This is a genomic window from Endozoicomonas elysicola (genome assembly GCF_000710775.1).
GTDB classification, from domain to species: Bacteria; Pseudomonadota; Gammaproteobacteria; order Pseudomonadales; family Endozoicomonadaceae; genus Endozoicomonas; species Endozoicomonas elysicola.
In genome coordinates this window covers 4,218,726-4,231,502 of the sequence record NZ_JOJP01000001.1, presented here as the reverse complement: position 1 = coordinate 4,231,502, position 12,777 = coordinate 4,218,726, and the positions used below count along the sequence as shown (strand labels likewise).

Genomic DNA, 12,777 nt, shown 5'->3' with positions numbered 1-12,777 from the left:
TTTTGTTACAATGTGACGTTGCATCCAAATAATAGGGACCTTACAGGTCGCGGAACAGCGTTATCATGATCAGACAGCGTACACTGAAAAATATTATTCGTGCTACAGGTGTGGGCCTTCACTCCGGTGAAAAGGTTTACCTCACTCTCAAGCCTGCACCTGTAGATACCGGCATCATTTTCTGTCGAACAGACCTTGATCCAGTGGTAGAAATTCCAGCGCATGCCCTGAATGTTGGGCAAACGACGCTTTGTACTTCTTTGCATAAAGATGGGACGCGTATTGACACCGTTGAGCACTTGCTCTCTGCTTTGGCTGGACTGGGTATTGATAATGCCTACGTTGAAGTCAGTGCTCATGAAGTTCCGATTATGGATGGCAGTGCTGGTCCATTTGTATTCCTGTTGCAATCTGCAGGGATTCAGGAACAGAATGCGCCTAAGAAATTTATCCGCATCAAAGAAGATGTGACGGTTACTGATGGCGACAAAACTGCAACCTTCAAACCGTACAACGGGTTTAAAGTAAGTTTCACCATTGACTTTGATCACCCTGTTTTCAAAAGTCGCTCTCAAACAGCATCAATCGACTTCTCCAGTACTTCATTTGTGAAGGAAGTCAGCCGGGCACGTACTTTTGGTTTTATGAGTGATGTAGAGTATCTCCGCTCTCAGAATCTTGCTCTTGGCGGCAGTGTTGACAATGTAGTTGTTGTTGATGATTACAGAATTCTCAATGAAGACGGCCTTCGTTATCATGATGAATTTGTTAAGCATAAAATGCTGGATGCAATTGGTGACCTCTACTTGTTGGGGCACAGTCTGATTGGTCAGTTTATTGGTCACAAATCCGGACATGAGCTTAACAATAAGCTGGTTAGAACCTTGTTGGCTAATGAGAAGCTGTGGGAGATTGTAACTTTCGAAAATGCGGAGGTATCTCCAATTTCCTATCAGAAGCCTGTTGCGGTTCCTGCTTGACGGCTGCTGTTGAGTAAACGCTGATCTGAGACGTTTTTTTATGAGGCTAGGTGTTTTTTTAGCCTTGAATTAAGCCACTTTATAGTGGCTTTTTTTATGGGCGCAGAAAGTAGGGCATCTTAATTTTCGCGTTTTAGCTGTGTTCGTACATTTGTCTTTTAGTGGTGTTTTTTTGACGTTATGCTGGATAGCTTTAATAGTATTCAAAAATATTGTTTTATAACGATAAAATTAGTATTAGGAGTTTTCTCTTTATCGCAAGCAGAATGTAGATGAGAATTATTCCTTAAAGGTACAATCCGCTCTTGGCTTCGTTGTTATGTAAAGTGCCTAAAATATAATAGTGGGGATGTGCTATTGGTATGGCATTAAGGGCTGCTAATGAAAATCATTGTTGTTAATCAGGATCACTCTCGAACTCGAACCTACTCTGGTAGTGGCAAGGGAGTCGGGTTTCTGGTGTGCTGTGCCTTCTTGTTATCCATGGCCATAGGTGCCGGTGTTACCTATGGCTGGCTTACCAGTAACCAGGAGCAGATGCTGACAAGGGAAGGGCTGAAGAACTGGAAACAGGCGTTAGATGCCCAGCAGCAGGATCTCGGGCTTGTCCGTCAGCAGACACAGTACCAGCTTGATGCCTTGATGCTAAGACTCTCTGAGCTTCAGGGGCGTATGACCCGGCTTGATGCGCTTGGAGAGCGTCTCACTACCAAAGCAAAGCTGGACGATGGAGAATTTGATTTCAGTGAAGTTCCTGCACTGGGTGGTCCCCAGGAGCTGTCTGAAACTGACCATGCATACAGTAATGTAACGTTACTTGATGCCATTGATCAATTAGCAGACCAGATTGACAATCGTGAGCAGCAGCTGGATCTACTGGATAACCTCATCTCTAACAGAACACTTCACGATGATGCTTTTCTAGCAGGTCTTCCTGTCAGAAAAGGCTGGCTGTCTTCACGCTATGGGCGTCGTACAGATCCGTTTACTGGTAAAGCAGCTTGGCATAATGGTGTTGATTTTGCGGGTAAGCGCGGCTCAGACATTATTTCAGTTGCTGCCGGTGTTGTTGTCTGGTCAGGGACCCGCTCAGGCTTTGGGCTTCTGGTCGAGGTTAACCATGGAAATGGCTATCTGACACGTTATGCCCATAATGATGAAAGTATGGTCAAGGTCGGTGATATTGTCACCAGAGGGCAGGCTATTGCAAAAATGGGCAGTTCAGGGCGATCAACAGGGCCTCATGTTCATTTTGAGGTGTTGAAAAATGGTAAGCCTCAGGATCCTTCGAGGTATATTTATAGAGCCAGTAAGTAATTACTGGCTTTTTTTGGTTCTTTCTGTCCAGCTTCCCATCTCTAATTTGATTTCGCCATTATTCAAATAGCACCGGAAGATTTCTTTTCTTCTTTATTGCTTGTTTGTGATCTAAGTTTGTATGTCAGGTGTCTATTCTTTATTGCCGACTGGCTATGATGTTTATTGTGCTTGTACCGTTGCTGATTAACTTAATGTATGAACAGGTTGTGGTGAATTTTTTGTGTAGTATGCAATATTGTGGAAGAAACTCCTGTTAATGACCAAACTGGTGGTGCAATTAGAAAGCACTCCCCAGCATAAACTTATGTTAAGGCGGGGGGAATGGCTGAATGTGGGCGTAAGTATCATGGTTGCAAATCTGGAGAAACGCAGGGCGTGGTGGGCAAAGTAGCAAAAGTGGCTTCACTGTTTAGATCTTTGCTCAGTCCAGCTAAGGAAAAGATACCGGATCTTAATGATTGAGAAGCTGTACATAGCTACATCAATGAAGTGACACAAGAGCCACTTTCAAGAAAGTTACTCTTAGAGTATGCCTCAGATGAAGTATGAGCTGGTGTTGTTCAGTGTGATGGTCGTTATCGCTTTTATATTCGTATTCATGAAGGACGAGATAATCTGAAAGTCTATTATAGACTGGCTGATGCTGACCCTGAGATGTAAAAAATGCTCTTACACAGTGAAAGAGTTCCCTTGGATGTGAGGAATATTCTTAAGGCAGTACAAGATCAAAAAAGCCCAGGTTCGAGCTTGGGAGCTTTGATGATTAAAGTGGTCGTTGTGCCAGAGTGGCCAGCTATCTTAAATGAAAAATACGAAGCGCCTTTGTCTGCGGGAGCGAATGCACCAGGCTTTAATGATGAAGGAGCCGCTGGAGGATGTATGCCCCTGGGAAAATATGACGTTGAAGGGTCGTATGAAGATAAACTTCAGCTTGCAATTAAAGAATCATTAAGGTTTGAAAATAGAGGCTTGTAACGCTTTTATAGGATAAGTCATGCACAGGCTAATAGAGAATTAGCTATGTTTGGTAATAAATATGACTCTCTCTGCCAAGTTTGACTGATTTGTCGCTACCCCCACTTGAATTTAGTTTCGACGACCCAATCTTGTATGGCAGGTGATATACATCTGCTGATGAAAAACTAAGTTGGGGAGTGTCTTCTTCCTCAGTTACTGTCCTTTAGGGCTGGTTTTTTTGTTTTTCCGACTCAGCTCAATTGACAGTACAGAAATACGGCTAATATAGATGAGACTTTGCCGTGATTGTCATAGAATGTTGGACTATTGTGCGCTTGTCTGCTCCAGCCCGGATTTGTTGGTAGGAGGACAGCTCCGGAAACAGAGTGTGAGACTGTTAACAACTTATGTTTGCTTCTTTAATTAAGAAAGTTATTGGTAGCCGGAATGATCGCCAGCTGAAACGGATGGGTAAGATTGTTAAGTCAATTAATGCCCTGGAAGAAAGTCTGGCAGCCCTGAGTGATGACGAGCTGAAGGCAAAGACTGCCGAGTTTCGTGAACGCTTTAATAAGGGTGAGACCCTGGATGACCTGTTACCAGAGGCATTTGCCGTTGTCCGCGAGGCAGGCAAGCGCGTTATGGGTATGCGTCATTTTGATGTCCAGCTTATTGGTGGTATGACGCTTCATGAAGGTCGTATTGCGGAAATGCGCACCGGTGAAGGTAAAACACTGGTAGCAACGCTACCTGTTTATTTGAACGCTATTCCTGGGAAAGGTGTTCATGTTGTTACTGTGAATGACTATCTGGCTCGTCGTGATGCGAACTGGATGCGGCCACTCTATGAATTTCTGGATATGAGTGTCGGTATTGTTGTTCCACAGCAGGATCCTGAAGAAAAGCGTCAGGCGTACCAGTCAGATATTACTTATGGTACCAACAACGAATTTGGGTTTGATTACCTGCGGGACAACATGGCCTTCAGAAAAGAAGACCGTTTCCAGCGAGATCTCTTCTTCTCTGTTGTGGATGAGGTTGACTCGATCCTCATTGATGAAGCAAGAACGCCACTGATTATTTCCGGCCCGGCCGAGGATTCATCTGAACTGTATAAGAAGATGAATCAGCTGGTGCCACTGTTACAGAAGCAGGAGCCGCTTCCGGAAGATCAGGACCCTAATGAAGTTGAGCTCACTGGGCATTACTCTGTTGATGAGAAAACCCGTCAGGTTGAGTTGAATGAACTGGGACACCAGTTTATTGAAGAGCTGCTGCAGAAAGAAGGCCTGCTGCCTGAAGGTGAGAGCCTTTATGCTTCTAATAACCTGAACCTTTTGCACCATGTTAATTCAGCCTTGAAGGCTCATGTGCTGTTTACCCGCAATGTTGAGTACATTGTACAGAACAATGAAGTATTGCTGGTGGATGAACATACTGGGCGTACTATGCCAGGCCGTCGACTTTCTGAGGGTCTTCATCAGGCTATTGAGGCGAAAGAAGAGCTTCGAATTCAGGCTGAAAGCCAGACACTGGCATCGACAACGTTCCAGAATTATTTCCGTAATTACGACAAACTGTCCGGTATGACCGGTACAGCTGATACGGAAGCGTTCGAGTTTCGTCAGATCTATGGCCTGGATGTTATCGTTATTCCTACGCACAAAGATATGGTTCGACAGGATGGCAATGACCTTGTCTATCTGACAATTGCGGAAAAATACGACGCAATTATTGATGATATAAAAGAAACTGCTGCGGCCAAAAGACCTATTCTGGTGGGCACGGCATCAATCGACTCTTCCGAGCACCTTTCCAAAGCACTGGATAAAGCGGGTATTCCCCATCAGGTACTGAACGCCAAGTTCCACGAAAAAGAAGCGGATATCATTGCCCAGGCAGGTCGTCCGGGTGCAGTCACCATCGCTACCAATATGGCGGGCCGTGGTACTGATATCATGCTGGGCGGCAACTGGAAGGCGGAAGTTGCTGAGCTGGATGACCCATCTCAGGAGCAAATTGACCAGATCAAGGCAGACTGGCAGAAGCGCCACATGGGTGTGCTGGAGGCAGGTGGTCTTCATATTATTGGTACTGAGCGTCATGAGTCACGCCGTATCGATAACCAGCTGCGAGGTCGTTCAGGGCGTCAGGGTGATCCGGGTTCTTCCAGATTTTATCTCTCGCTTGAAGACAGCCTGATGCGAATTTTTGCATCTGAGCGCGTTAAAAACTTCATGAAAGCCCTGGGTATGGAGAAGGGTGAAGCCATTGAGCACCGGATGGTTACCAATGCTATCGAAAAGGCTCAGCGTAAAGTTGAAGGCCGTAACTTCGATATTCGTAAGCAGCTGCTGGAATACGATGATGTTGCCAATGATCAGCGTAAGGTTATCTACAACCAGCGTGATGAGCTTCTGACTGCAGACGATGTGTCCGGAAGCATTGAAGCGCTGCGTGAAGATGTAGTTAATGGGCTGATCAGTCAACATATTCCACCTCAGAGCCTTGAAGAGCAGTGGGATGTTAAAGGGCTGGAAGAGAAGCTGGTCAGTGAGCTGAATGAGCGCATGCCGGTTCAGCAATGGCTGGATGACGATGACCGTCTGGATGAAGAAGCGCTTCGTGAGCGCATTCAGCAGGGTGTTATTGATTCCTACCGCAAGAAAGAAGAGCTGGCGGGTGCGGAAGTACTGCGTAACTTTGAGAAGCACATTCTGCTGCGGATTCTGGATGACAAGTGGAAAGAGCACCTTGCCACTATGGATCATCTTCGTCAGGGTATTCACCTCCGTGGTTATGCTCAGAAGAACCCCAAGCAGGAATACAAGCGTGAAGCTTTTGAGTTGTTCCAGCAGATGCTTGAGGATATTAAATACGACACTATTCGTATTATCTCCCATGTTCAGGTTCAGGAAGATGATCGTACGGCTGAGATGGAGCGCCAGCGTCGTGAGGAGATGGCTCGCAGAATGCAGTTTGAGCATGCTCAGGCTCAGGGTGTAGAGTCAGAACCTGCGGAGCAGGAAGTCTCTGAAGAAGCTCACCAGCCATTCGTTCGTGAAGGCCGTAAGGTTGGACGTAATGATCCATGTCCATGTGGCTCTGGTAAGAAGTACAAGCAGTGTCATGGTAAAATTGCCTGATCACAGCAGGTAACTTAAACTGCGGGTCAGCCCAAACGGGCTGACCCGTTTTTATTTGTGCATTCGTCTTATACCAATTAAGTTTTCTAACCCCGTTATGAGCATGGTGAGCTGGACAGAAAGTCAAGTCTAAGTGACGGGTCATAGCCTTTATGCCCTATGGGTATTAGCTATGGCGAGGAGCTTCAATGCAGAATTTCTGTTCAGTTCGGCAGCGCAATAGGGATTTAGAAAATGCAATTGGTATTATATCAACAGAGCCTGAAGTGGTCAGGAAGTGACCTTTAGGCCTGATTTATCAACATCTGCTGGAAACGGGAAAAGGCGAAATCATCACCGCGTTACAGTCAAGAATAAGTAATGACATCACTAATGGAGTCAATCATGGCAACGGGTTCTGGGGAGTGGGCTGCAGTGAAACCGGTCAAGGGCTTCCGCCTGGGAACCGCAATGGCGGGTATCAGAAAAGCCGGCCGCCGGGATCTTGTGGTAATGAACTGGGATAAGAGAAGCTCAGTGGCAGGGGTTTTTACCCTTAATCGCTTCTGTGCGGCACCTGTCCATTTAAGTCGTGAGCGCTTAATCGATGATCCCCGCTACTTTCTGATTAACACCGGCAATGCCAACGCAGGAACCGGTGCGCAGGGAATGGCGGCGGCCAGAAAGACTTCATCCGAGCTGGCGAAGTTGTCTGGCGTTGATGAGTTGCAGGTCTTGCCTTTTTCCACTGGTGTGATTGGTGAACAGCTTCCGGTCAACACTCTCTGTGATGCGATACCGGCAGCACTGTCTGATATGACAGAAGATAACTGGTTTCATGCTGCTGAAGGTATCATGACAACGGACTCCCGCCCTAAGGGCAGTAGTCGGCAGTTTGAGCATGAGGGTAAAGCCTATACGGTCTCTGGAATCAGTAAAGGTGCCGGAATGATCAAGCCCAATATGGGTACCATGCTGGCTTATATCGCAACGGATGCAGCGGTTGAACAATCGTTTTTGCAAAACCTGCTGCTGGATATAACCAATCAATCTTTTAACCGGATTACTATTGATGGTGATACGTCAACCAATGACAGTTTTATGGTGGTTGCCACAGGGGCTGCAGGCAATGACGCTATTACTTCCCGTGATTCAGCATTGGCAGAGGAGCTGATACGCAACCTTCGAGAGGTGGCTGTTGAGCTCGCTCAGGCGATTGTCAGAGATGGTGAGGGGGCAACCAAGTTTGTCACCGTAAGAGTGGAAGATGCAGCGTCTCATCAGGATGCGTTGGAAGTGGCTTATACCGTAGCCCATTCACCACTCGTTAAAACGGCCCTGTTTGCCAGCGACCCGAACTGGGGGAGAATTCTGGCAGCGGTTGGCCGGGCTGATATACCTGAGCTCTTGATTGATTGTGTATCCATCTGGCTGTGTGATACTGCCATTGTTGACTGTGGGCAGCCCGCAGTGGGTTATACAGAAGAAGCCGGCCAACAGGTGATGAATCAGGAAGAAATCCTTATAAGAATCTCCCTGGGAGCTGGCAGTTGCAGTGAAGAGATCTGGACTACTGATTTGTCTCATGAGTACGTAAAGATCAACGCCGAATATCGTACCTGAATTGATTGATAAAACTATGGTCGAAAAAAGAAAAGTTGTTCATGTGGCGGTTGCTGTGATTCTTGGGGATGATGGACGGGTTTTGCTGGCCAAGCGTCCTGAAGATAAACACATGGGTGGTTTATGGGAGTTTCCCGGCGGGAAAGTCGAGGCAGGGGAGGATATCAAGCTTGCGTTGAACCGGGAGCTCCGTGAAGAGCTGGATATTGAAGTTTCAGCATTTGCCCCGCTGATCAAAATTCGCCATGACTATCCTGACAAGTCCGTATTGCTCGATACCTGGGTTGTCAGTGGTATTCAGGGCGAGCCAAAAGGCAATGAAGGTCAGTTGATTCAGTGGGTTGAAAAAGATTGCCTTAATGATTATGAATTTCCTGAAGCCAATAAGGTCATTCTCCGGGCGCTGCAACTCCCTGATCGTTATATGATTACCGGTCATTTTGAGGAAAAAGAAACACTCTTCAATAGAGTTTCAGCCGCATTGGATAACGGTATTCGCCTGATTCAATTTCGGGCTCATTGGCTTGAGGAAAGTGAATACCTCCGATTGGCACAGGAACTGTCAGGTTTCGTTAAGGCTGCAGGTGGGATGCTGATCATCAAAGGGGATTTTTCTCTTCTATTAGAGCCATGGTGCCATGGGCTTCATTTGACATCTCCCCAGCTGGGTTTAGCTGTTAAGCCAGAGAAGCGGCATCCTGATCAGCTATTGGTCGCCTCATGTCACGATGAACAGCAGATTCAAGATGCTGAAGCAATGGCTGTTGACTTTATTACGCTATCACCTGTCAAAAAAACACAGTCTCACCCTGAAACCAAGCCGTTGGGGTTGGTGAAAGCGTTAGCATTGACCGAGGCAGCAAAAGTGCCTGTATTCTGGTTGGGCGGGATGGGACTGGATGATCTTGACATAGCTCAACAGCGGGGTGCCCAGGGAATTGCGGCTATTCATACGTTCTGGCGCTTTTGAGGCAGCTCTGGGGTAATTTTTCCGTAAAAAGGACTTCTATATGGTGTTGATTCACTCTAAGTGGTTCGTAATTTCATAATTTTTATATTATTAGGTTTTTTTATTTCTAATAATAATATTTGGCCATTGAACCAACTAATAACTTTCCTCTCTAAGACATCAGTTCAATTTATAAATACTCAAACAAAAAATAGAGGAAGTTACAATGACAGGATCAACTCCTATTAGCACAGGCGCTGCAGTGCCTGGTGCTAACCCTGTATCGCAGGCACAGACCCAGACCCCGGTAGCTCAAAAGAGTGAATCGACCTGGACAATCTGGAAAAACAGTTTTTTTGGTAAAGATGCCGGCTTTTTTAAGCGTACAGTTTGTACTATAGCTGCGGCAGTGTCTTATTTACCTGCACGAGCTTATTCTTATTTCACTGGCAAGGGGTTGTTGGCAAGGACGGTTACCCAACCGCAAGCTCCTGTTCAGAACCAAATGCCAGCAGCAAACGGTCAGGCGCCAGCTCAGAACCAGGCACCAGTAGCGAACGGTCAAGCTCCAGCTCAGCCTCAGACGGCTCCAGCGAGCGTGTCGCAAACTCCTGCATCACCAGTATCATCTGAAGTTGAGTCCCTGAAAGCACAGCTTGCATTAATGGCGGAGGGTGACAAAAATAAACTGGTTCGAATTCAACATCTGGTAGAGGCGCAGAAAAAAGAACAACAGGAAAAAGCGCAAGTCGAGGCACAGCTTGCTGCAACGGTAGAGGGTGAAAAGAACAAACAAGCTCGAATTGAACACTTGGTAGAGGAGCAGAAGCATAAGCTCGAAAGCCAGAAATCTCAATTCATGGCGCAGTTAAAGGACAAAGATCGCCTTATTCAGCGGCTGGATGAGATTCAGGTAAAGGAGCGCGCTGAGCTGGAAAAAATCAAGGCTAAGTGTGCGGAGCATGAAAAGAGCGAAGAAGTAGCCAAGGGTACGCTGTCTAAATATGTAAAAGAGTGCGCTGGTAATGATAGGAAGATCGGAGAGCTCAATGCAAAAGTCAGTGAATTAACAAAAGATTGTAATAATCTAATGCTCCGGAACCCGGAGACTAAAGAAGTAGTTGATCGATTGAAAAAAGATCACGAAGTGGCAATTGCCCGCCTGGTGGCAGAGCTTCAAGCAGAAAGAGATGGTTCTGGGAGGCAGATCGAAGAGCTCAGGGCAAGAGTCAGTGAATTAACGAACGAATGTCAGAATCTAATGCTCCGGGACCTGGAGAATAAATCTCTAGTTGATCGATTGAAAAAAGATCACGATGAGGCAATTGCCCACCTAGTGACAGAGCTTCAAGCAGCAAGGGATGGTTCTGAGAGGCTTTCTCCAACGCAAACAAATACAGTAGGTGTGCAAACTGCTGATATAAATCATGCCCTCCTTGAAGAAGAAAGAGTTGATTCTTATACTCCAGCGCAAACATATACACTTGGTATGCAAGCTGGTGACATATATGATACATCGCTTCATTCAGTTGATGGACGGCCGCTTCCTGATCCAATTAGGCCTGCTTCAATTAGTCCTGCTCCTTCGGATCCAAGGGCTGAACTCGAAAGAGTACTTGAAGAAGCCGTGCACTTTGTTCATCGCAGAGTAGGGGCGCCAGTAATCCCTCAGCCAGTAATCCCTCAGGATAATAGCCCCTCTGTAACCACATCGTTACTGACAGGGTTTGACCCTTTAATGCAGGCGGAAGAACATATACCTTTTGCCAGTGATGTATCTACTTATGCATGGAGGAACAATCCTGCCTACGACAATGGTAATTTACTAGTCAGCGTTGAGGGAGGTGAAGATACAGAGTCTGTTTCCTAGTTAACCCTGTCGAAGCAAGCTTTGGTTTGACTTTAAGCTGAGCTTTGCTTCACCAAGTGATGGGTTATTAGTTATTCTAGTTACCGGGGAATTCCCCGGTTTTTCTTTGTAGCGCCATTGCTAATAGTGACCACTTCTTCATGTTGCCTTGATTGTCATTCAAATCAGGCTTGCAGACTAATTTGGAATTTGGATGGTACCCCTGCTATCTATACCAGTTAAACGTTCTAGCTACGCTATTTTGTGCTGGCACCTATTATATTGCTATGTTCATTCTGGTTGTTAGAAAAGGCGACTGGTACAAGAAACAGAGTTCCAGAAAGTTGAGTTTAGACAATGCTGCCCAGTGGAGCGGACAATACGAAGTGGGGTCTGGTCTGGCTGAATACTTAATGCCGTGTAGGCATGTCATCAAGCTCCTGTGACATCAGGTCGTCAAAAGCAGGATCACCGGGAATGGTATGCTCTTCTTTTGCCCAGCCACCAAAATCAATCAATTTGCAGCGATCTGAACAGAAGGGGCGATATTTGCTCTCTGGTACCCATTTCACAGCTTTACCGCATTGGGGGCATTTAACAGTCTTGGTCATGGCTTGAGGCTTTTCATGGAAAGTAGTTAAAGCGTTGCTAACCGGCATCACCAAAAGGTGATGCCGAAGAAGTCAGTTCACTACAGGTGGCTGTGGAGGCGGGGCGTCGTGAATTTTGGGTTTAGAACTGCCAATCAAGCCGAAAGTTAATGTGCTCCAGATTGATGGGTCCACATCTTCAAACACCTTATAGCCAACAAAGTTGCCGTTACTGTCCAGCGATGGGTGATTTGGGTAGTTAAGCCTTAGCACTTCCAGGGCTTCACCCGCGGGTTCAGGCAGCTGCAGATGTTGATAGCCTTCCACCATAATGGCCAGTGCTTCAGGAACGGCAGGCGTCTGCTGCATGTTTTCGACAACATAGCGTCCACGGTTAACAGCAGAAACATAGGCCTTGCGTTTCAGGTAGTAGTTGGCAGCATGGATTTCATATTCAGCAAGCCGGTTGCGAAGTGCAACCATTCGCTGACGGGCATCTGGTCCGTATTTGCTGTCAGGGTAACGGCTGAGTAGGTCTGCAAACTCATTGAAGGATACCCGTGCCTGGCCTGGATCACGTCGAGTCAGATCCATCGGGAGGTAGCGTTCCAGAAGGCCCATAGAAGCAGTATTAGAAGCAAGCCCTTTCATGTAATAGGCATAGTCCGCATCAGGGTGCTGAGGGTGCAGGCGGATAAAACGATCAGCTGCCGCTTTGGATGCTTCAGGTTCGGCATTTTTGAAGTAGGCGTAAATGATATCCAGCTGGGCCTGTTCAGCAAATGCTCCGAAAGGGTAGCGGGATTCCAGGGTTCTCAGTGACTTGATGGCTTCAGAATAGCGGCTGTCATCAATGGCCTTACTGGACATCTGGTAAAGTTCTGCTTCAGACAGAGACTCTGGCAGCTGTTCTTTATCCTCGGTTGATGCACAGCCAGCCACAATGATGGCTGCAAAAACCATCAGAATGGATCTCGTTACAAACGAGGGTAATAACCGGGGAAATTTTGCAGTCAACTTTTCAGTCAAGATTGTCATGGTATTGATTGGTTTCCGTACTCTCTCCGTGCTCTGTGCACATCAGAGGCTGCCGAAGAATAAAGTAGCTGAAGCTAGCCATGAATGCTGCAACTTACCACAGCGTTAAAAATGCTGGGATATAAAGGTGCATCATTTTCTGTAACTCTCGACAACCACTCAGGCCTCAGAGACTTCTTGTGATAAACTCTTCGGACCGATAAAAGACTTATTTAAACCTGCATTTAAACATAGTATGCCGGAAAACGAAAAGACAAGATTTTCCGGCCTTCTGGTTGGAACCTTTCAGGTTTAAGGCTAGGGGGGCGCATGTCTAATTGTGGCTCCCCTGATCATCGGGTATGAA

9 protein-coding genes are annotated in these 12,777 nt (G+C 46.5%); 7 read left to right on the top strand and 2 right to left on the bottom strand.

Going from position 1 to position 12,777, the window contains the following annotated elements; all coding sequences use genetic code 11:
* Nucleotides 1-65 precede the first annotated feature (65 nt).
* The 7 genes from lpxC to GV64_RS17830 all read left to right on the top strand — a co-directional run bounded on the left by lpxC (nucleotide 66) and on the right by GV64_RS17830 (nucleotide 10,824).
* Nucleotides 66-980, top strand: coding sequence for a UDP-3-O-acyl-N-acetylglucosamine deacetylase (gene lpxC, locus GV64_RS17860; protein WP_020584853.1), 915 nt, complete (start codon nucleotides 66-68; stop codon nucleotides 978-980).
* Nucleotides 981-1,361: 381 nt separating this feature from the next.
* Nucleotides 1,362-2,297 (top strand): M23 family metallopeptidase, encoded by a 936-nt coding sequence (locus tag GV64_RS17855; protein ID WP_020584852.1) that lies wholly within the window; start codon nucleotides 1,362-1,364, stop codon nucleotides 2,295-2,297.
* 693 nt (nucleotides 2,298-2,990) lie between these two features.
* On the top strand, nucleotides 2,991-3,275 hold the full coding sequence (locus tag GV64_RS17850; protein ID WP_152554114.1) for a hypothetical protein: 285 nt from the start codon (nucleotides 2,991-2,993) through the stop codon (nucleotides 3,273-3,275).
* A gap of 389 nt (nucleotides 3,276-3,664) precedes the next feature.
* Nucleotides 3,665-6,403 carry a preprotein translocase subunit SecA gene (gene secA, locus GV64_RS17845; protein WP_020584848.1) on the top strand — a complete coding sequence of 913 codons (2,739 nt, stop codon included), beginning with the start codon at nucleotides 3,665-3,667 and terminating at the stop codon, nucleotides 6,401-6,403.
* A 384-nt stretch (nucleotides 6,404-6,787) separates the two neighbouring features.
* Nucleotides 6,788-8,005, top strand: a complete 1,218-nt coding sequence (gene argJ, locus GV64_RS17840) for a bifunctional glutamate N-acetyltransferase/amino-acid acetyltransferase ArgJ (protein ID WP_020584847.1) — start codon at nucleotides 6,788-6,790, stop codon at nucleotides 8,003-8,005.
* Nucleotides 8,006-8,021: 16 nt separating this feature from the next.
* Entirely contained in the window at nucleotides 8,022-8,975 is a 954-nt protein-coding gene (locus tag GV64_RS17835; protein WP_020584846.1) for a Nudix family hydrolase, read from the top strand.
* Nucleotides 8,976-9,180: 205 nt separating this feature from the next.
* A complete protein-coding gene (locus GV64_RS17830) occupies nucleotides 9,181-10,824 on the top strand; it encodes a hypothetical protein (RefSeq protein WP_152554113.1) in 1,644 nt (547 codons plus the stop codon).
* 389 nt (nucleotides 10,825-11,213) lie between these two features.
* Here the strand turns inward: GV64_RS17830 and yacG are convergent, their stop codons facing one another.
* Nucleotides 11,214-11,414 (bottom strand): DNA gyrase inhibitor YacG, encoded by a 201-nt coding sequence (yacG, locus tag GV64_RS17825; protein WP_026258612.1) that lies wholly within the window; start codon nucleotides 11,412-11,414, stop codon nucleotides 11,214-11,216.
* Nucleotides 11,415-11,486: 72 nt separating this feature from the next.
* On the bottom strand, nucleotides 11,487-12,431 hold the full coding sequence (locus GV64_RS17820) for an outer membrane protein assembly factor BamD (protein WP_081622226.1): 945 nt from the start codon (nucleotides 12,429-12,431) through the stop codon (nucleotides 11,487-11,489).
* Nucleotides 12,432-12,777 lie beyond the last annotated feature (346 nt).